General features: G+C 41.8%; 17 protein-coding genes. 12 read left to right on the forward strand and 5 right to left on the reverse strand.

All coding sequences use genetic code 11. The annotated features are described in order from the left end of the window. Positions 1–88 precede the first annotated feature (88 nt). Positions 89–598 (forward strand): TAT leader-containing periplasmic protein, encoded by a 510-nt coding sequence (locus L2672_RS06125; protein ID WP_248994948.1) that lies wholly within the window; start codon positions 89–91, stop codon positions 596–598. Positions 599–617: 19 nt separating this feature from the next. Further along, the gene (locus L2672_RS06130; protein ID WP_248994949.1) at positions 618–2,216 is read left to right on the forward strand and encodes a GMC family oxidoreductase; all 1,599 of its coding nucleotides are present in this window, start codon (positions 618–620) and stop codon (positions 2,214–2,216) included. Positions 2,217–2,246: 30 nt separating this feature from the next. On the opposite strand, the gene L2672_RS06135 is transcribed toward L2672_RS06130, so the two are convergent. Together L2672_RS06135 and L2672_RS06140 are read right to left on the reverse strand one after the other, a co-directional pair. Beyond that, positions 2,247–2,720, reverse strand: a complete 474-nt coding sequence (locus L2672_RS06135) for a DUF2390 domain-containing protein (protein WP_248994950.1) — start codon at positions 2,718–2,720, stop codon at positions 2,247–2,249. Positions 2,721–2,840: 120 nt separating this feature from the next. Beyond that, positions 2,841–4,754 (reverse strand): ABC transporter ATP-binding protein, encoded by a 1,914-nt coding sequence (locus tag L2672_RS06140; protein ID WP_248995106.1) that lies wholly within the window; start codon positions 4,752–4,754, stop codon positions 2,841–2,843. 135 nt (positions 4,755–4,889) lie between these two features. On the opposite strand from L2672_RS06140, the gene L2672_RS06145 reads away from it, so the two are divergent. The 4 genes from L2672_RS06145 (at position 4,890) to L2672_RS06160 (ending at position 7,333) form a co-directional block, all read left to right on the forward strand. Beyond that, entirely contained in the window at positions 4,890–5,087 is a 198-nt protein-coding gene (locus L2672_RS06145) for a YheV family putative zinc ribbon protein (RefSeq protein WP_248994951.1), read from the forward strand. Between the two features lie 64 nt (positions 5,088–5,151). Beyond that, positions 5,152–5,475: a hypothetical protein gene (locus tag L2672_RS06150; RefSeq protein WP_248994952.1), complete on the forward strand. Its 324-nt coding sequence runs from the start codon at positions 5,152–5,154 to the stop codon at positions 5,473–5,475. A 34-nt stretch (positions 5,476–5,509) separates the two neighbouring features. Further along, the gene (locus L2672_RS06155; RefSeq protein WP_248994953.1) at positions 5,510–5,995 is read left to right on the forward strand and encodes a GNAT family N-acetyltransferase; all 486 of its coding nucleotides are present in this window, start codon (positions 5,510–5,512) and stop codon (positions 5,993–5,995) included. Between the two features lie 87 nt (positions 5,996–6,082). Further along, on the forward strand, positions 6,083–7,333 hold the full coding sequence (locus L2672_RS06160) for a DEAD/DEAH box helicase (protein ID WP_248994954.1): 1,251 nt from the start codon (positions 6,083–6,085) through the stop codon (positions 7,331–7,333). A 90-nt stretch (positions 7,334–7,423) separates the two neighbouring features. On the opposite strand, the gene L2672_RS06165 is transcribed toward L2672_RS06160, so the two are convergent. Next, the gene (locus L2672_RS06165; RefSeq protein ID WP_248994955.1) at positions 7,424–9,718 is read right to left on the reverse strand and encodes an aminotransferase class V-fold PLP-dependent enzyme; all 2,295 of its coding nucleotides are present in this window, start codon (positions 9,716–9,718) and stop codon (positions 7,424–7,426) included. A gap of 269 nt (positions 9,719–9,987) precedes the next feature. On the opposite strand from L2672_RS06165, the gene L2672_RS06170 reads away from it, so the two are divergent. The 4 genes from L2672_RS06170 (at position 9,988) to L2672_RS06185 (ending at position 14,358) form a co-directional block, all read left to right on the forward strand. Next, positions 9,988–11,043: an alpha/beta hydrolase gene (locus tag L2672_RS06170; RefSeq protein WP_248995107.1), complete on the forward strand. Its 1,056-nt coding sequence runs from the start codon at positions 9,988–9,990 to the stop codon at positions 11,041–11,043. A gap of 156 nt (positions 11,044–11,199) precedes the next feature. After that, on the forward strand, positions 11,200–11,778 hold the full coding sequence (locus L2672_RS06175; protein WP_248994956.1) for an LON peptidase substrate-binding domain-containing protein: 579 nt from the start codon (positions 11,200–11,202) through the stop codon (positions 11,776–11,778). Between the two features lie 52 nt (positions 11,779–11,830). After that, positions 11,831–12,769, forward strand: a complete 939-nt coding sequence (locus L2672_RS06180) for a pseudouridine synthase (protein ID WP_248994957.1) — start codon at positions 11,831–11,833, stop codon at positions 12,767–12,769. A gap of 86 nt (positions 12,770–12,855) precedes the next feature. After that, on the forward strand, positions 12,856–14,358 hold the full coding sequence (locus L2672_RS06185; protein ID WP_248994958.1) for an EAL domain-containing protein: 1,503 nt from the start codon (positions 12,856–12,858) through the stop codon (positions 14,356–14,358). Between the two features lie 65 nt (positions 14,359–14,423). Here L2672_RS06185 and L2672_RS06190 read toward each other — a convergent pair whose 3' ends face one another. Together L2672_RS06190 and metJ are read right to left on the reverse strand one after the other, a co-directional pair. Beyond that, on the reverse strand, positions 14,424–15,152 hold the full coding sequence (locus L2672_RS06190; RefSeq protein WP_248995108.1) for a sulfite exporter TauE/SafE family protein: 729 nt from the start codon (positions 15,150–15,152) through the stop codon (positions 14,424–14,426). Positions 15,153–15,317: 165 nt separating this feature from the next. After that, a complete protein-coding gene (gene metJ / locus L2672_RS06195; RefSeq protein WP_248994959.1) occupies positions 15,318–15,632 on the reverse strand; it encodes a met regulon transcriptional regulator MetJ in 315 nt (104 codons plus the stop codon). Between the two features lie 208 nt (positions 15,633–15,840). Here metJ and metB point away from each other — a divergent pair, with 208 nt between their 5' ends. Continuing rightward, the gene (gene metB / locus L2672_RS06200; RefSeq protein ID WP_248994960.1) at positions 15,841–17,013 is read left to right on the forward strand and encodes a cystathionine gamma-synthase; all 1,173 of its coding nucleotides are present in this window, start codon (positions 15,841–15,843) and stop codon (positions 17,011–17,013) included. Between the two features lie 20 nt (positions 17,014–17,033). Continuing rightward, positions 17,034–19,427 carry a bifunctional aspartate kinase/homoserine dehydrogenase II gene (locus tag L2672_RS06205; RefSeq protein ID WP_248994961.1) on the forward strand — a complete coding sequence of 798 codons (2,394 nt, stop codon included), beginning with the start codon at positions 17,034–17,036 and terminating at the stop codon, positions 19,425–19,427. The last annotated feature ends 146 nt before the right edge of the window (positions 19,428–19,573 follow it).

A 19,573-nucleotide genomic window follows, 5' to 3' on the forward strand; every position in this document is an offset into this window, starting at 1 on the left:
TTGTGAATGTTTAAACGTATGTTTAAATGATCTTCATGTCACTGTATCACAGTTAAAATCTTCACCACAAAAATATTGAGGCCTGGATATGAAGCGACGTACTTTTATCACTGGTGCATTTATTGGCACTGCAGCTCTAGCGCTAGGGGTTAATTTATACTCAGAAAGTACCTTGTCGTCTCAAGCAAAAGATGGCCAACGCGTGTTATTTAGCATTTTGATTCCCGTATTTTTAGATGGCGCTTTGCCTGCTGTGGCAAGTCAAAAAGAACTCGCCATTAACTCAACCGTTGATGCCATTGAACAGGCTATTGCAGTGCTACCTGAGCAGCAACAAATTGAACTTGCAGAGTTGTTTGAGCTGTTGGAAAGTCGTTTAGGCTTACTCATCTTAACTGGCAGTGTTACATCTTTGATGCTTAGAGATTCAGCCGAACTGACTCGAATATTAGAACATTGGCGATTTCACTTTTTAGAGATGGTGCAAACTGCTTATACCGGCTTACGTGAGTTGGTACTGACGAGCTATTATTCAAACCCAGAACATTGGGGACGATTAGGTTATGCCAAACCCACGTTTTTATTGAATGAAGCTTAAGCGTACAAGGAGTTTTTAATTGGCTATTATCGATCCGATTACCACGGGATTAACATCAGGCTGGCACCACGTTGATGCCAGTTTATTGAATGAAAACCAGCACTTTGAAGCCGATGTAGTGATAGTGGGCACCGGCGCGGGTGGTGGTACTGCGGCAGAAATACTGACCAACGCTGGCTTGACCGTGATTATGATCGAGGCGGGATCGCTTAAATCTTCCAAAGACTTTGATATGGAAGAGCGCCACGCTTACCCTAACTTGTATCAACAAGCCGCCGCCATGAAAACCACTGATAAAGGCATTGGTATTTTTCAGGGGCGAACCGTTGGTGGCTCAACCACCATTAACTGGACTACCTCAATAAGAACTCCTGACCCCACCTTAGACTTTTGGGCACAAGAACGCAGCGTGATTAACACCTCCGTACAAGAGATGCAGCCTTGGTTTGAAAAGATGGAGCACAGGTTAAATATTGCTGAATGGCAATATCAACCCAATCGCAATAATGGAGTATTACTAGAAGGCTGTAGCAAGCTAGGCTGGGAACATACCGTCATTAAGCGCAATGTGTCAGGTTGCTGGAATACCGGCTACTGCGGCATGGGCTGTCCGGTTAACGCCAAGCAATCTATGTTAGTCACTACGATTCCTGCTGCACTTGATAAGGGAGCCACCTTGATATCCCGCGCCAAAGTTACTCATGTTAAGCATGAAGAGCAGCGTGTTGTTGGTATTAGTGCGCAGTGTATGACTGAAACACGTCAACCGAATGGAGTTGAACTGACTTTCAGTGCCAAGCATTATATTTTAAGTGCAGGGGCTATTCACACACCAACAATATTAATGCGCTCGAATATGCCTGACCCTCATCAATTGCTAGGTAAAACCTTTTTGCATCCTTCGGTGTTGTCTGGTGCAATATTTGATGAACAAATTAATGGTCATAGCGGCGCTCCGCAAGCGATATATTCTGATCAATTTGTCTGGCGCGATGGTGCGGCTGGTGAGTTAGGCTATAAATTAGAAGTAGCGCCTATTCATCCCGTGTTAATTGCCTCTAAAACCATTGGTTATGGTAAAAGCCATGCACAAATTATGGCTGATTTTAATAAACTGCAGGTGGTGATTGCGTTGATCCGTGACGGATTTAACGATCAAACTGGCGGACAAGTGAGGTTAACTGATCATGGCTTTACGTTAGATTATCCATTAACAAAAGCATTTTGGCGGGCTGCCCGAAACGCCTTCTTGTCGATGGCTGAACTGCAATTTGCTGCAGGAGCTAAAAAAGTCTTACCGATGAATGACGGCTTAGATTTTATGAACTCATGGAAGCAGGCTAAGCAGCAGATTAATGAAATGGATTTAAAGGTACTTAAAACGATTGTGGCCTCTGCGCATGTGATGGGCGGGTGTCCAATGGGGGAAGATTTATCTACCTCGATGATTAACAGTGTAGGTCGCTCGCACTACTTCGAAAACTTATCAGTATTTGACGGTTCGATGTTCCAAACCAGTTTAGGTGCCAACCCGCAATTATCTATTTATGGCATTGTGGCACGTAACGCTACTTTACTTGCCGAGGAACTTGCGCCAAAAACGTCCGCATCAAGTTAAGCCAATTAAGCCATTAGTTTACGGTTTAAATTATGGCTTAAAATAGCTGCTATCTATGCCATATAGGCTCAGGTAGTTATTTGAGTTATTTGAGTTATTTGAGTTATTTGAGTTGTTTGAGTCACTGTCAGTATCAGAAAAGCAGTTAACTTTCATGCTGTTCAATTGTTGCAGTATTATTCGCTGAGATTTTCTTTCCATCATTAACTCAACATCGAGCATTTTTTGGTACTCATCAGTATCAAGATGTGCTTTAGCTAAACGACGTAACTGGCGATAAGGCACCAACACGGTTTGTTCCCAATGGATAATTGATTCCTGTAACAACTGCCATTGTTCAACCGTTAATCGCTGGGGGCTTTTATCTAATTCTTGGGCCAATAAAAACAGGTTAACATTTACCTGATAGTGATCTTGAAGCTCAATATATGCCGTTGGGTTGCTGGCGTATTGTTGCTCACAGGCTTGCCAAATTTGCTGGCTAAATAGCTGAGAATCTTCCATGTATTTCTCCGATGAATAAATAACATGAAAAAGCTGACGACATTGAAAACACTATCAACACCTCGTTCAGCTTGATCATCGTTTGGTATTTGTAGGCGTTTTAACTATTTACCTATTCACCTACTGAACCGACTGCTCGATGGCCTCAATTTGCTCTTGAATGTCTAACCAGTTCATTTCGCTTTCATCCATCGCTTGAGTTAACTGGGTACGTTCATTCAATACTTGAGTCATTTTAGCTTTGTTTTCAGCTTCATATAAACTGCCATCAGCAAGTAACTCTTCAAGTTCTGCAAGTCTTGCGGTGAACTTGGTTTGCTCAGCTTCTAATTTTGCTTGTTGCTTACGTAACGGCGAGGTTTTTTGACGCAGTTCGGCTTCAATACGTTTTTGCTGTTTTTTATCTACTTGAACGGTATTGCTGGTTTTAGCGGTTTCTAGTTTTTGGCTCGCAGTAGCCGCTTTTGCCGCATCAAGTAACCACTGATGATAGTCGTCTAAGTCACCGTTAAATGGGCTCACAGTGCCTTGGTCAACAAGGTAGTAGTCGCTACAGCTTAACCGTAATAAATGACGGTCATGCGATACAATAACCATAGCACCTTCAAAGGTTTGCAATGCCATTGTTAGCGCATGGCGCATTTCTAAATCTAAATGGTTGGTGGGTTCGTCTAGTAGCAATACGTTTGGACGTTGCCATACTAACAGTGCAAGGACTAGACGGGCTTTTTCACCACCTGAAAAGGGCCTAACAGGTGACAGCGCCATATCACCATTAAAACCAAATCCGCCTAAAAAGTTACGTAACTCTTGCTCGCGGGCATTGGGTGCAAGGCGAACAAGATGCTGTAACGGGGTATCATCAAGCTGTAAGAATTCAATTTGATGCTGGGCAAAGTAGCCAATATTTAGCCCCGGATTCGGTTCAAACTTGCCTGATAACGGTTTTAGCTGTGCCGATAACAATTTAATTAATGTCGACTTACCTGCGCCATTTCTCCCTAGTAACCCAATGCGGGCACCAGGAACCAAGTTTAATTGCACTTTACTTAAAATGGTTTTATCGCCGTAGCCTACAGACACTTGCTCCATTGTCACCAATGGATTAGGTAAGGCTTCAGGCTCTTTAAAGGCCATTTGGAAAGGGCTATCTGCGTGAGATGGCAGTAATTCCGTCATCCGCTCTAATGCTTTTAAACGGCTTTGTGCTTGTTTAGCTTTACTGGCTTTATAGCGGAATCGGTCAACAAAAGATTGCATGTGTGCACGCTCTTTTTGTTGCCGCTCAAAAGCCACTTGCTGTTGAGCTAAACGCTCAGCACGAACACGTTCAAATGCGGTATAACCGCCTTTATAAAAGTTCAGCTGGTGGTTTTCAACATGTACAATTTCATCAACAATGGCATCAATAAAATCACGGTCATGGGAAATTAAAATTAGCGTCCCTTGGTAAGATTTAATCCAACCTTCTAACCAATACATGGTGTCTAAGTCTAAGTGGTTGGTAGGTTCGTCTAACAGTAATAAATCTGAGCGACATAATAACGCTTGAGCCAAGTTTAAGCGCATGCGCCAACCACCGGAGAAACTTTTAACCGGGTTGTTTTGTTCTACTTCACTAAAGCCTAAACCAGCCAGTAAGGCACCAGCTCTTGCGCGAATAGCATAGCCGCCAATGGCATCTATTTTGCCGTGAATTAGGGCAATGGCGTTACCGTCGTTATCTTGTTGTGCTTTAGCTAGCTGCGCTTCAAGTTGCCTAAATTCTTCATCACCATCGAGCACGTATTCTAACGCTGAAACTTCCAGCGCTGGGGTTTCTTGAGCCACTGACGATATTTGCCAGTTTGCCGGTAATGAAAATTCACCTTTGTCTAGATGTAATTTACCCAGAATGAGCGCTAACAGAGACGACTTTCCAGTACCGTTCGCGCCCACTAAACCGACTTTGTGACCGGGGTAAATGGTAACTGAGGCTTCATCAAGTAGAGTTTTACTGCCGCGAATTAACTGGGCTTGACTGATAGTGATCATGAATACAACTTGAGCGATAAAATTAAGTGGGGGGATAATACCGTATTCGTGATTTTTTTCCCACATCTGCAGGACGGATACCCATGTTACATGGCAAAATAGCCACAATTGCAAATAATGATAACTGAGAGTGCTATGACCAAAGTGAAAAAACGATTTGTTGCTGGCGCTAAGTGCCCTAAATGTGGTGCAGTAGATAGTATTTTATTATTCAAACAACATAATATTGAAACGGTTGAATGCACTGACTGTGATTACACTGAGCAACAAAATGAGCAGGCGGTGACCCAAAAAGCGTCTGGTGACATGATAGGCGTGTTTAAACCCGATTAGTTTTTTGGATATCAACAATTATGGATATCAACAACTATGGATATCAACAATACAGGAGTAAATAATGTTTGAGCTAGGTTTGTCGGGCGGTATATCCCATTCAACGATGGCGACCGTACAAAAAGGAGCATTCAGAGCTGATGGTAAGCTTTGGATAGAAGATGACGTGCTGCACTTTTCACCTTTCAATGAAGATCTAGGCTACGGCCCTTATGCCATCGAGTTGGGTAATATTAAGTTAGTTACCACAGGGTGGGGAAAAGGGGCTGGCATTATTCCTGTTACCCCAGATGCCATTAAAGTGATTACCTACGATAACGACCAATATCGGTTTATTCTGGCTAACCCTAAAAAGTGGGTTGAGCTTTTAAGCCCAAACAAGGGTTAGTTTATATTTTGATGCTTTTTCAAGGGATTAACCTGTGACGGCGCAAATACGCTTACAAGCTATTACCCAATCAGATTTAGTGATTTTACATCAGTTTGAGTCTGACTTAATTGCCTCAAAAATGGCGGAGTTTACCCCTAGAGAGTGGCCAGATTTTGTTGAGCATTGGCAACATAATATTTTCCATAAACCAGATACTATTGCCCTTGGTGTTAAGTTAGAAAGCCAGCTGGTAGGCAGTGTTTTGAGTTGGCGTAATCCATCAGATGCTCTAACGTCTAACGGCAGGCTAATTGGTTACTGGATTGACAGAGCATACTGGGGGCAAGGTATTGCTTCAAAAGCTTTAGGGATGTTGTTGCCACAATTACCTAAAGAGCCTTTGTTTGCCTATATTGCTGATCACAATACGCGATCACAAAATATTGTTAAACGTTATGGCTTTGCCTCCGCAAACTTAACAAAAGCTCAAAAACAGGCTTTACCTGAAAATCTTGGCTTATATTGTAAAGCGGTATAAATTTTTGTCCCGTGGTTCAAAAGCTGACAGTAATGAACCACTTTTTAATGATGAACTTAGTCCAAGGCTTATGCCCTAGGAAATGATATGTCTTTTGCTGATTTCCCTTTACATAACAGCTTGTTGGCGCAACTGGCTGAACTTAAATTTACTAAGCCTACTGAGATTCAAACTCAGGCGATTCCGAGCATTTTAGCGGGTAAAGATGTACTCGCCAGCGCACAAACTGGCACAGGTAAAACAGCGGCGTTTAGTTTGCCTTTATTGCATAAGCTACTCACTGAACCTACATCCGTTATTGATTCACAACAGCCTAACCACCAAGCCATGCCTAAAGGGCTTATTCTTGCTCCAACAAGAGAGCTCGCTCAGCAGGTGTATCAAAACCTGCTGCAACTTCAAGGCTCGGCAGGTATTCGATGTGGGTTAATTTATGGCGGTGTCAGTGTTGAGCAGCAAAAAGCGCAGCTACAGGCTGGTGTTGATATTATTGTGGCAACCCCAGGGCGCTTGCTAGATTTACTACGTCAACGGGCGACTCAGCTTAATCAGATTGAGTATTTTGTTATTGATGAAGCAGATCGCATGTTAGATATGGGCTTTAGAGACGAATTGCTCGCACTATTAAAGCGTTTGCCTAAACAGCGACAAACGTTATTATTTTCAGCGACTTTAGATGACAGAGTATTTGGCTTTAGCCAACGTTTTTTAACCCAACCTCAAGTGATTGAAGCCCATAATCGTAACCAAACCGCAAGCTCTGTTGTTGAACGTATTTATAACGTCGATAAACCTAAAAAATGTGCTTTGCTGTGTCATTTAATGCAGGTTGAAAAATGGCAGCAAGTGCTTATTTTTAGCCGAACCAAACAAGATGCTGATGCGTTGGTGAAGCAAATGAAACAGCAGCAGATTAATCTTGCCGCGTTTCATGCTGATTTATCGCAATCAGTTAGAGAGCAAGTGCTAGCGGACTTTAAGTCCGGTAAATTAACTGCAATTGTGGCAACCGACGTGGCTGCACGAGGCATTGATATTGCTCAGCTAGATTACGTGGTCAATATGGAGCTGCCATTTAAGCAAGAAGACTATGTGCATCGAATTGGTCGCACCGGCCGCGCAGGGCAGCAAGGTCAAGCTATCACCTTATTAAGTGTTGATGATGAGCCATTATTGATTAAATTAGAAACCTATTTAGATAAACGGCTCGGGCAACAATGGTATCCCGGTTTTGAACCTGATTTAACCCAAGTGGCTCCTGTTACCCGTAAAACTAAAAAAGGTTCGCTAAAACAACAGGCAAGGCAAAAGGCGTTAGCACAATCAAAACGGCGATAAACGAGTAATAACTCATGTAAACCCATCAGCTAAACTCATTAGCCGCACATCAAAAAGCCCAATCAATAATCGATTGGGCTTTTTTGATGTTTAAATCAGCGCATAACCGCCCTTAAGGTGTGAGATATTGTTAAACCCGAGTCGCTGCATTGCTTGTGCGGCAACCAGTGATCGGCTGCCACTTCGACATACCAGTACCCATTGAGTCGTTTTGTCTTGTAGGTGCTGTTGCATAAAATCAACCAAGCGAGTCAATGGCACATTCTCACTGGCTTTGGTAGAGTGTTGGAGGGCGTATTCGTGTGGTTCGCGGATATCAATTAACTTAATATCATTTAGGCTTGCGGTTAACATAGAAGAGTTAAGCTCTCTCACCGCTAAGCCTGTGCTGCAGCTTGGGGTTGCACCACATAGAATTTCTTGACCCTGTTGGTCGTTTAAATGGCTGTCTAATTTAGTTTTGGCGACTTCAAACTCACTTACACTCAGCGCCCCTGTAATGACATTACTGAGCAGCTTATTGCGCTGACATTCAGCCTCAAGATGGGTGGCAAATTCATTTTGATAGTCATGGCTTGGACAAATTAATGTTTGCGGTGCGAGTAAGCTACTGAGTAATTGCAGGCTAGAGTACATATCTACCGCGCTGCTGGAGTCAAAGTTAGTGCGACCTAACGTGCCCATTAAAATGGTGTCACCACAAAAAGCAAATAAAGTGTTGTTTGCCAAGGTGTCATTTTCCTTTAAAGGGTGGCATAACAACAAACTAATGCTGTCTTGAGTGTGGCCAGGGGTAGGCACCTTAATCAGCCATTTATCTGCAATTTCAATATATTGATAGCTTTTTTGGTTGATGATGCAAGATTTTGTGGTTGCTGGCCAACCCAAGTGATCTTCAGCCGAGGTCAGATTGATTACCTCGGTTAATAAGCTTCTGGCAGAAACATGATCTGCATGCCCATGAGTATCAATAATGGCTACAACGGTTAATTGCTGACATTGCACTAGGGTATTAATGCGTTCAGCGAGTTGTGGCAAAGGGTCGATAATAATCACTTGTTTGGTTGCAGCGTTGGCATATATCCAAGTACAACTTCCACCAACTCGTAATTGCACTAAACCATTTAAAGGGGTTTTAGCATTTAGGGCGTCATTGTCTAAAACCATGCAACTATGGGTGAGCGCTTGAGAGGCGAACATAATGCGTTCACAGGCCTGTTCGATTTCAGCTTGTGTGATAGCGGGGCCAAATGATAATCGAATGGCTGATTCACTTTGCCATGCTGGTAGACCCATCGCATCAAGAACAAAGCTGCGGGTCACTTTTGAAGAGCAAGCTGAGCCTGAACTTACTCGTATATTTGCAGCATCAAATAAGTCCATCATTTCTTTGCTACTGAAACCTTTAATCGCGAAGTTGAGCGTGGTGGGTACGCTATTGTCGAAATGATGGTTAAACACAATTTGCGGAAAAGCTTGGGTTAATGTCTCTGCAAGTTGTTGACGATATTGCAGTAATTTGGCTTGACTGGCAAAACAAGAGTCTGTTTTAAGTAATTGATCAAAAATAACATTAATGGCCGCCATGCCCGGTAAGTTTTCTGTTCCAGAACGTAAGCCACTTTCTTGGCCCCCGCCAGCAATAAATGGCGTAAATGGCGCATTTTGGCGAATATAAATAAAGCCAATGCCTTTAGGTGCATACAGTTTATGGCCACTAAATGGCGCGTAATCAATGGTGGTTTTAGCTAAGTTTAATGCCATTTTCCCTAGCGCTTGCACACAATCCACCATCCAATAAACATCAGGGTTAGCTTGGCGTATGGTTTTTTCTAAGGCGGATAAATCTTGAAACACCCCAGTTTCATTATTTACTGCCATTGTGCAAATCATCAGTGCTTTATTGGCGTGGCTAGCAATAAAATCATGATCTAATTCGCCTTTATGATCCACAGGAATTGCGGTGACTTTGGCATTAATACCTAATAAATTATTCCAGTGTTTTAGCGACTCAGGTACGGCTTTATGTTCGGTCGCACCATACAGTAGGTGGTAATCTTGTCCATTTTCTTGATGATTTTTCAAGCGGGTTCTAGCACTCACTAAAGCGGACAAAATAGCGGTTTGAATGCCTTCTGTAGCCCCACTGGTAAAAATAACATTACCGTGAGTTGCCCCAAGCACTTGTTTGGCTTTGTCGCGAGTTTGTTCCATTAAATCTTTGGCTTGTAAACCAGTGATATGGCTGGAGCTTGGATTACCAAAAACATGCTCCATGGCTGACATTGCAGCGGTTGCAGCCTCAGGTAGCACTGGCGTTGTGGCGTTAGAGTCTAGATAAATTTGGCTTAATTCATTGTTATTAAAGTTGTTTTGTATATTCATTTATTTATTCATCTTGTTGTTAAATGAAAACATATATTTCTTTTAGTTATATGTAATTACTTTGCGGTATATTAACAACTTATTATCATCTTTCAAGCATATTGCGTTAATTAGGCATTAATAATGTTTGTCACGAACAGCTTTGGAATAATCGACTTTGTAATAGATTGGTTTGCAATTAATGGGTAGTGAAGATAAAGGTGACTTCTGTTAGCGACTCAATGATAATCAATTGCTAAGAAATACTAATGTCGATTGAGGAAGCCCATTTGTCTGCTTTGCGAATTATTGCTGGTGAAACTGCGTATAAACAAATTGAAAGTGAAGGATTTAGACAACAGCTATTTACCCAAATTTTAGCGGCATCAGGTGGCCCGAAATGGATAGGCATAGCAGGATTAGATAAGTATTTATTTGGTGAATTTTTTAAACACAGAGAAGACCCTCTTTATATGTTAGGGGCTTCATCAGGTGCATGGCGATTAGCCTGTTTAGGGCAACAAAATCCACTTGAGGCTTATGACCGTTTAGAACATTATTATATTAATCAACGCTATGACACTGTTCCTACTCGGGAGCAAGTATCTGAAAAGGTGTCCTATATAGTCAATGGTATTTTGGGTGAGCAAGCCGGTAAGGATATTATTGCTAACCCGATTTTTCGCAACCATATTGTTGCGTGTAGAGCAAAACATGTGAATGCAAGCCAGTCAAAATTAGGCTTAGCCATTGGTTTAGCGCTGACCGCTGCCTGTAATAGTATGAGCCGTAAAAGCCTTCACTGGCATTTCGAACGAGTGATGTTAAGCCACCAAGATGCAGCTTCACCTTTTGGAAGATTAAAAGACTTACCCACCAAGCATAAACAATTGACCGAAAATAATATCCAGCAAGCTATGCTCGCCACAGGTTCCATTCCGTTTGTGTTAGCACCGGTTCAACAAATTCATGGCTTGCCTGAAGGAAAATATTACGACGGTGGCATTACCGATTACCATTTTGATTTACCGCTTCCTATTGAAAGCGGCTTAACCATGTACCCGCATTTTTATGAGCATATGAGCCCAGGGTGGTTTGATAAGTCGCTAGTTTGGCGTAAAGCAAAACAGAATTATCATAATGCGCTGATCCTTGCGCCCTCTAATGGCTATATCGCTAAACTTCCCTACTCAAAATTACCTGACAGAACTGATTTTAAGCAGCTAGATTCAGATTCTCGAATTCAATATTGGCAAAAATCAGTGAAGCAAAGCCAGCAACTTGCAGACGAATTGGCGACCATTATTGATAAAGGCACCATTATGGAACACATGGTGCGTTGGTAAAAGCATGGGCTACTTCACCTAACCGTATCGTTCATTAGCATTAATTAACCTGCGACTTATTGGTGCTTTTTTGAGCAGAGGCTACACTTGTTTAATCAGTCTTAGCGTAATAAACGTATTGCTGATTAAAATCACCTTAGGGTGAGGGAGGTAGTTATGCAGTCACGTGAGATGGCCTTATTTATTCAAGATGGAGTGTTATTGCCCAACGGACGGCTTGAATTCAAAGTGGTATTACCTGACCAGTTAGCGTTGGTCGCATCGGTATTCAAGGGTGAGTATGGTATTGCCTTTGCGGCACAAAAAAATTCAGGTAATTTACCCTGCTACCGGACTATCACCGAATGTAGAATTATTGATTTTAATCAACTTGAAGATGATTCTTTAAGTATTGTGCTTGAAGGGGTTCAGCGCTTAAAAGTGTTGTCTGCCGCTAAATTGCGTAATCAAATGTGGATCGCTAGAACGCTAGTTTGTCCTAATTGGCGCCATGAACCCATTGCTGGAGAATTTGAAATTATCAGTGCAGCATTAGAGCAGTTTTATGAAGTGAACCCTGATTTATACGAGTTATATTCACAGGTGTATTTGCAAGATGCATCTTGGGTTAGCCAACGCTGGTTAGAAGTGTTGCCAATGTATAATTGTGATAAATTGCGCCTAGTTGAGCAGCCCAATTGTCATAAAACCATGGACTTTGTATTACAACTACTTAAGTCCCATGTTGGGTTATAACCTGCTAAGATAGTTGGCTTTAAACCTTTATTTGAAAATGTTGCCTGCTCATATGCCTGACACCACCATCACTCAAAAACCATCACACTCAACCGCAGCCATTGCCGCACAACCTTCCTATGTGGTTTTACCGCAACAAAGTCAAAATAGTCGCCCTTATACTACGGTGTTAGATTTTCTGGTGGCGCGTTTTTCGCAAATTCCACAAACGGTCTGGCTGCAAAGAATGGCGCAAGGCAAGGTTCATTGGCTTAATGGGGAATTAATTACTGCAACCACAGCTTACAGGCAAACCCAAAAAGTATGTTACTACCGCGAAGTTGAGCAAGAAACCAAGGTGCCATTTACTGAGCAAATCTTGCATCAAGACCCGGATAAAATAATTGTCTACAAACCGCATTTTTTACCGGTGACGCCAGGTGGGAATTATGTCAATGAATGCTTAGTGCACCGATTACGAATCCGCACAGGTATCGATACTATTGCCCCAGCTCACCGTTTAGACAAAGACACTGCGGGCATCATGTTAATGACCGTTAATCCTGAGACTCGCCATGCTTATCATCAGTTATTTTTAGACGGTAAAATTAAAAAAACTTACCAAGCTATCGCTAACGTCCCGCCAAATATAAATCTTAACCCTGACTCACATTGGACTGTTAAGAATCGGCTTGTACGCGGCACTCCCAGCTTTTTGATGCAAATTGTTGAAGGACAAGCGAATAGTCACTCTGAAATTCGGCTCTTGGATGTGAAAAATGAGGTTGCCTTGTTTGAACTAGAGCCGGTCACCGGCAAGACCCATCAACTGAGAGTGCATATGCACAGCCTTGGGTTCCCGTTATTAAATGACAGGTTTTACCCCAAGTTACTTGCCCGTACAGAAGAAAACTTTGCCAAGCCACTTAAATTACTAGCGCAACGATTACAGTTTGTTGACCCAATAACACAACAAGTTAATGATTGGCAATGTGATGAGTTTAAACTGTAAATTTATGCAATCAGCTCAATTTAACGCTACCTTAACAATTTGGAAGTCGGTATATTGTTATTAAATAAGGATGTTAGGCATCGCTCATGAAAAACATTAAGTTTCACGTTCTCTTTTTGTCAGTGCTTGTAATTTCTATAATGGGTTTTAAAGCGTTTGATCACTTTTTAGCTAGGCAAATCATTGCTCGTGATGCTGAAATTTTGACTGAAAAGTTTCAAAAAGTGATTCAAGACAGTATTGAACAAATGGAGAAACTACCGGATATTTCTTCGGAAAATTTTGTCTGTGATGATGAGCTAATTGACATTTTAAAGGTGTCGGTTTTTGATGCTAATTTTATTCGTTGGATGGGGATCACCAAGCAACAAACCATTTATTGTGAATCGAATGCCATTTTGCGCAATATTAAAGATGTTCAAACACACCGAATAAGTGAAGATTACAGCTTAGGCGTAGTACAACTGGAAAACACCCAATCCCATGAACTGGTGTTGGTTCGACACGTTAATGATTTATTTTATACCGCCAGTATTATCCCCCTTGAACCGCGCTACTTTATTCCCGTTGAATGTGATAAATGCCTAGAATATAAACTGTCATTTAGTGCAGAGCCTTTTTTAGTTTTCGGTTTTGATAATTATGATGGCATTAACTTTGTCTCTGAAAAGACCGTTTTAAGGTCACCATATTTTGAAGCGACCTTTGAATTATCAGGTAATCTTGATTTTTATCAGCAATATAACACTATTTCGTGGGTGCTTATTTTGTTGCTGTCTATCATTTTGGCAAGTTGGATAACGTATGTGTATTGGCGCTGGTCATTAAGCAGCGTTTCACTACATAAACAAATCTTACAAGGTGTGACACGTAATGAGTTTATTCCATTTTATCAACCCATTATTGACTCACGAAATCAAACGCTGGTGGGCTGTGAAGTACTTATGCGTTGGAGTCGGCCTGATGGCAGTTTAATGCCACCGAATCAATTCATTCCTTACGCTGAAGATAACGGGTTAATTGTAGCCATGACCGAATGCATGGTTGAGCATATGGTGAAAGATATTCAAACCTATGGCGATGCAATGCCTGCGTTGTTTTTCAGTGTCAATATTGTTCCTGACCACCTTAAAAATGATGATTTTTTTCAACTTATTAAAGGCTATATTGATAACCAAGCATTTGGGAAACATCGTTTAGGGATTGAAATTACTGAACGCATGCCAATAGATGATTTAACTCAAGCACGTAGCTTTTTAGATAAATTTTATGCGTTGGGTATTGAGTTGAAACTGGATGATGCTGGGACAGGTTATGGCGGCTTTAGTTATGTGCAGCAACTGGGTATTAGCACCTTAAAAATTGACAAAATGTTTGTCGATACCATTGGTCATGATGATAACTTTAATGCCAAAACCATTGAGGCTATTATTTCATTCTCTAAAAAATCTGAGTTAGATATTATTGCCGAGGGGGTCGAGACCCAAGAGCAAGTTGACTACCTTGCTCAGCATAAAGTGTATTTAATTCAAGGTTACTTTTACTCTAAGCCATTAGACAGTAGGGCATTTTTTAAGTATAAAATTTAACTTGAGATGTTGTATATATCATCACTTATTAAGCCACCTTGTTAGGTGGCTTAATGTTTTTCATGTTATAGATTCATCACAGACTTGCCTATTAATACCAGCGCACTGACGGTACATAATAATAAGGTGGCATTGCGCGTTTTTTGTTTATCCACTCGACCAACCAATCTTCCTGCAACTAAAAAGCCAGCGCATACCGAGGGGAGTAACATGAAAGAAAGCCAAATGTGCTTCATTTCAACTAAGCCCACCATGGTTAAAATAGCAAAAGCAATTAATGAGCTAAAAATGAAAAAAGCCGATAACGCCGCACGAAACTGCCCTGCATCTTTACCAGATAATAATATCGCCATTGGCGGCCCACCAATGGCGGCAATGTTACCAAAAATGCCCGAGACAATTCCGGCAATAAACAAGGTTAACCGATTCACTGGTGCCGAAAGCTTTAACACACTTAACAACACTGCAATTAGCACAATAGCGGCAATGGCTAGTCCCAGTATGGGTTGTGGCGCAAATAGCAATAATGCCGCGCCTAAAAAGCCTCCGGGAATTCGCCCTAATAGCGCGTATTGCAAGCCGTTAAACTCTAAATGGCCGCGTTCACGCATTAGGGTCAGTAATGAAATGGCAAAGCCCATTAATATTACCGGAGCAGGAACCAATTGCGGGTCAACGATGTAAAGCAAAGGGCTGGCCACAACGGCTAAACCAAAACCGATTAAGCTTTGGGTTATTGCGCCTAAAAAGATGATTAGTGATGCCAAAAGTAAGGTGTGCGGGTCTATCAACATAAGTGACTTGTCGGGTAAAATTTGAGCCAATAAAAATTACAATCCACTGGATTTAGTTTGACAATATCAAACTAAATCCAGTGGATTGTAATGTGCTGCTTTGGTCGCAACCGATATGGTTGCTTAATGATAAACGGGAGTTGAATAACTTTGTATAAAGTTAACTTACTCTAGGTCTTCCCATTCAATGCCCATTTGATCCATCAAAGCTTTTGCTTCCCGTGGAATACTGTCAGGAAGGTCTTTAGACAGGTCGTTGTCATCGGGTAACGGTTGCCCTGTGTAGGCATGCAAAAATGCTTCACATAACAATTCACTGTTGGTTGCGTGGCGTAAATTATTCACTTGACGACGAGTACGCTCGTCAGTCAGTACTTTCAATACTTTTAAAGGGATTGATACTGTGATTTTTTTTACTTGTTCATTTTTCTTGCCGTGCTCGGCATATGGGCTAATATAGTCGCCATTCCACTCAGTCATTAATTCACCCTTAACTTAAAATACGGTGCAGATTTTAAACCCTTAGAATCTCTAGTCAAATTATTGCCGTGTTTTAGTGCACATTGCAAATAGATTTCTTGATGTTTAGACGTCTAAACGTCTATTTTTGTTGACCTGAGCATTTCACTTAGGTAAATTTAGCCATCTAGACATCTCTTTGTGTGTTAGTAATCTTTAGGAGCCCACCATGACCAAGCCTTCCCCTGAACAAAATAGTGCCACCATCGCCGTGCGCCAGGGTATTGAAAGTGACACACAATATGGTGCAGTTGTGCCGCCTATTTATTTATCAACCAATTACTCATTTGATGGGCATAAAAACCCACGTGAATTTGATTATAGTCGTTCAGGTAATCCGACGCGTTGTATTTTAGGGGATGCCATTGCCAAATTAGAGCAAGGTGATACCGGCGTAGTGACATGTACTGGCATGGCCGCCATCACTTTAGTGACCAATTTACTTTCGCCAGATGACTTATTAGTGGTGCCGCACGACTGTTATGGTGGTAGTTATCGATTGTTTACCAATTTGGCTAAAAAAGGGCAGTTTAAATTAGCGGTGATCGATCAAACCGATCCACAAGCCCTTGCAGAAGCAATAAGCCAAAACCCTAAAATGATTTGGTTAGAAACCCCTTCAAACCCGTTATTACGTGTGGTGGATATAGAAGCCATAGCCAAAGCCGCTAAACAAGTAGGGGCATTATTGGCAGTCGACAACACCTTTTTATCACCTATTTTGCAGCAGCCATTAACGCTAGGTGCTGACATTGTGGTGCATTCAACCACTAAATATATTAATGGACATAGTGATGTTGTTGGCGGTGCGGTTGTGGCAAAAGACCCTGAAATAGGTGAATTATTACATTGGTGGTCGAACACCTTAGGGTTAACAGGGTCTGCTTTTGATAGTTATCTCACTTTGAGAGGTATTCGTACTTTAGCGGTTAGAATTCGCGAACATCAAGCCAATGCACAACGTATCGTGGAAGTGCTCAGTCAAAGTGATGTTGTTGAAAAAGTCTACTATCCAGGACTGAGTTCACATCCTGGACATGATATTGCGGCAAAACAACAAAAAGGCTTTGGCGCCATGTTAAGTTTTGAGCTAAAAGGTGGCGAGGCTGCAGTAGTGGCATTTTTAGATGCTTTATCATTATTCAGTGTTGCTGAAAGTTTAGGCGGAGTGGAAAGCTTAGTGGCCGTTCCAGCAACAATGACCCACAGAGCAATGGAGCCTGAAGCGCGTCTTGAAGCTGGTGTTAAAGACACTTTATTGAGACTATCTGTGGGTATTGAAGCAGGTGAAGATTTAGTGGCTGATATTCAAAATGCACTTGGTGCAGTTGCAGCCGTTTAATCAAGTTTAAGGAGTTATTGATGGCGCGTGGTCATTTACATAAATTTGGTGGTTCCAGTTTAGCTGATGCTGACTGCTACCGCCGTGTGGCGCACATTCTATTGACCCACGGTCATAGTGACGACTTAATTGTAGTTTCAGCGGCAGGTAAAAGTACTAATTTTTTATATAAGCTGCTGAATTTACGTGAGTCGGGTCAGTTATGGCAAGAAGAGCTGCAAACATTAATTAGCTATCAACAAACGTTAATTGAGCAGCTGTTATCAAACGAACAAGCTCGTGATCTGCGTGAACGCTTATCAACCGACAAGTCACAATTAATTAGTCTACTGTCGCTAGAAACCCGCTCAGACTACCAAGTTAGCCAAGTGGTTAGCTTTGGTGAGCGTTGGTCTTCAAGGCTGATGGCTGCTTTGTTGCGAGAGTCTGGCGTGGCTTCATCTCATGTTGATGCTTGCTCTATTTTAGTCGCTGACGAAGGCGCTGTGCCGAATATTCGTATGGCAGAGTCTCGCGAGAAAGTACAAGCCTTGTTAAATGCTCACCCAAATGAACGTTTAGTGATCACCGGATTTATTTGCGCTAACGATAAAGGTGACACGTTATTATTAGGGCGTAATGGCTCTGATTATAGTGCCACCTTGATTGCCAGTTTAGCCGACATTGGCCGAGTGACAATTTGGACCGATGTAGAAGGAGTATTTAACGCTGACCCCAATAAAATTAATGATGCTAAATTATTAAAAAGTATGTCGTTAATTGAGGCCGACAGATTAGCAAGGCTGGGTTCTCCGGTATTACATTCTCGTACTTTGCAGCCATTATTTAATACTGAAGTGAGCTTAGCGGTTCGTTCTAGTTATGCCTCACATACTGACTTTACCTTAATTGCACCGCAAAGCTCTTCAGCAAGCGCGCCAGTTGTTACCAGTTTAAATCAAGTTGTGTTATTCAGTTTTAAAGCCCAAGTTGAGCTAGATGCGCTTATTGAGGAGTTTACTCAAGCGGGTTTAACCCCATTAGCTTATTGGTCATTAGCGCAGCATAAATTTGAATTAGCAGTGACTTTAGAAAACCAAAAGCAAGTGCAATCTTTGCTAAATCGTATTAGCAGTAACTACCAAATTGATGAGCTTAATATACAAGATGATTATGGTTTAGTAGCATTGGTTAGTGCTGATGCTGAACTATATCGTCGCAGTTTTGCCCGCTTATTAAGCCGAGATGCCAAACCGGTTTATCAAGATAATTTAAGCTTAGTAACCTTAGTGCCTCAAAGCCAAGTTGGCTTGTTAACCCAAAAAGTGCATCGCCGTTGCGCTGGTCCAAGAATGCGTATCGGGGTGTTGTTATTAGGTGTAGGCAATATTGGTGAAGCGTGGATTGATTTATTTAATCGTGCTCAGGCTAGCTTGAATAAAGAGTTAGAAGCCAAAGTGGAACTGGTGGGGTTAGTCAGTTCAAAAACGGCATTGGTGAGCAATAGCGGTATAGACTTAAATAATTGGCAGCAACAATATCAGCAATACGCTACATCATGGACATATGATGAGCTTTTTTCTCAAATTGAAAGCTTGTCTTGCGATGAAGTTGTTGCGTTAGATATCAGTGCCAGTGCTTCATTAACCCTGCAATACCCAGAGTTATTTGCTCGTGGTATTCATGTTGTTAGTGCGAATAAACTTGCTGGTTCAGGGCCGTTGCCGTTTTATAAAGAGCTTAAGCAACAGCTAAGTAATCGCCGGTTGTTTTGGCGCTACAATGCCAGTTGTGGTGCAGGTTTACCCATTCAACACGCTCTCAATGATTTACATAATAGCGGCGATACTATTGAAGCAGTTGGCGGGATTTTTTCTGGCACATTATGTTGGTTGTTTGAAAATTATGACGCTAAAAAGCCATTTTCTGAATTAGTGTTAGAAGCGAAAGGCTTAGGGATTACCGAGCCCGACCCGCGTGATGATTTATCGGGCCGAGATATGCAGCGTAAGCTACTGATTTTGGCACGTGAAATTGGCTTAGCCATTGAGCTTGAAGATATTCAATTAAAATCATTAGTACCAGCTGAGTTGGCCGATGTTTCGTTGAATGACTTTCTTGCCCGTATACATGAGCTTGACGACGTTATGCAGCAACAATTTATTGCCGCAGCGGAGCAAGATAAAGTATTACGTTACGTGGCCTCGTTAGATAAAGTGAACGGTAAGCTGACGGCTGAAGTGGGTATTCAGTGGGTTGACCGTCAACACCCTTACGCTAACTTAACCCCAGGTGATAATGTGTTTGTTATCCGTAGTGCATTTTATCAAGGCAATCCATTGATCATTCGCGGCCCCGGTGCTGGGCGGGAGGTTACTGCAGCAGCGGTACAATCAGATTTAGTGCATATTTGCCGCGATCTTTTGCAAGAATAACAACAGAATTTACAGTGTGTTTTAATGGTAAGTAAAGCAAGACATGACTGTCTTGCTTTTTTTTCATCGTAAGATTGATCAATCTGCATCATCGAACCGCAAATACAGTGTACATTTACCCTTGACATCATCCCCAGTTAAATTAC

This window comes from Shewanella gaetbuli, from assembly GCF_023284065.1.
In the GTDB taxonomy this organism is placed as follows: domain Bacteria; phylum Pseudomonadota; class Gammaproteobacteria; order Enterobacterales; family Shewanellaceae; genus Shewanella; species Shewanella gaetbuli.

What these genes read in the sequence shown, in the direction of transcription:
- L2672_RS06125 (WP_248994948.1), top strand. Translation starts at nt 89, where the DNA reads ATGAAGCGACGTACTTTTATCACTGGTGCATTTATTGGCACTGCAGCT.
- L2672_RS06135 (WP_248994950.1), bottom strand. Translation starts at nt 2,720, where the DNA reads ATGGAAGATTCTCAGCTATTTAGCCAGCAAATTTGGCAAGCCTGTGAG.
- L2672_RS06140 (WP_248995106.1), bottom strand. Translation starts at nt 4,754, where the DNA reads ATGATCACTATCAGTCAAGCCCAGTTAATTCGCGGCAGTAAAACTCTA.
- L2672_RS06145 (WP_248994951.1), top strand. Translation starts at nt 4,890, where the DNA reads ATGACCAAAGTGAAAAAACGATTTGTTGCTGGCGCTAAGTGCCCTAAA.
- L2672_RS06150 (WP_248994952.1), top strand. Translation starts at nt 5,152, where the DNA reads ATGTTTGAGCTAGGTTTGTCGGGCGGTATATCCCATTCAACGATGGCG.
- L2672_RS06160 (WP_248994954.1), top strand. Translation starts at nt 6,083, where the DNA reads ATGTCTTTTGCTGATTTCCCTTTACATAACAGCTTGTTGGCGCAACTG.
- L2672_RS06165 (WP_248994955.1), bottom strand. Translation starts at nt 9,718, where the DNA reads ATGAATATACAAAACAACTTTAATAACAATGAATTAAGCCAAATTTAT.
- L2672_RS06175 (WP_248994956.1), top strand. Translation starts at nt 11,200, where the DNA reads ATGCAGTCACGTGAGATGGCCTTATTTATTCAAGATGGAGTGTTATTG.
- L2672_RS06180 (WP_248994957.1), top strand. Translation starts at nt 11,831, where the DNA reads ATGCCTGACACCACCATCACTCAAAAACCATCACACTCAACCGCAGCC.
- L2672_RS06185 (WP_248994958.1), top strand. Translation starts at nt 12,856, where the DNA reads ATGAAAAACATTAAGTTTCACGTTCTCTTTTTGTCAGTGCTTGTAATT.
- L2672_RS06190 (WP_248995108.1), bottom strand. Translation starts at nt 15,152, where the DNA reads ATGTTGATAGACCCGCACACCTTACTTTTGGCATCACTAATCATCTTT.
- metJ (WP_248994959.1), bottom strand. Translation starts at nt 15,632, where the DNA reads ATGACTGAGTGGAATGGCGACTATATTAGCCCATATGCCGAGCACGGC.
- metB (WP_248994960.1), top strand. Translation starts at nt 15,841, where the DNA reads ATGACCAAGCCTTCCCCTGAACAAAATAGTGCCACCATCGCCGTGCGC.
- L2672_RS06205 (WP_248994961.1), top strand. Translation starts at nt 17,034, where the DNA reads ATGGCGCGTGGTCATTTACATAAATTTGGTGGTTCCAGTTTAGCTGAT.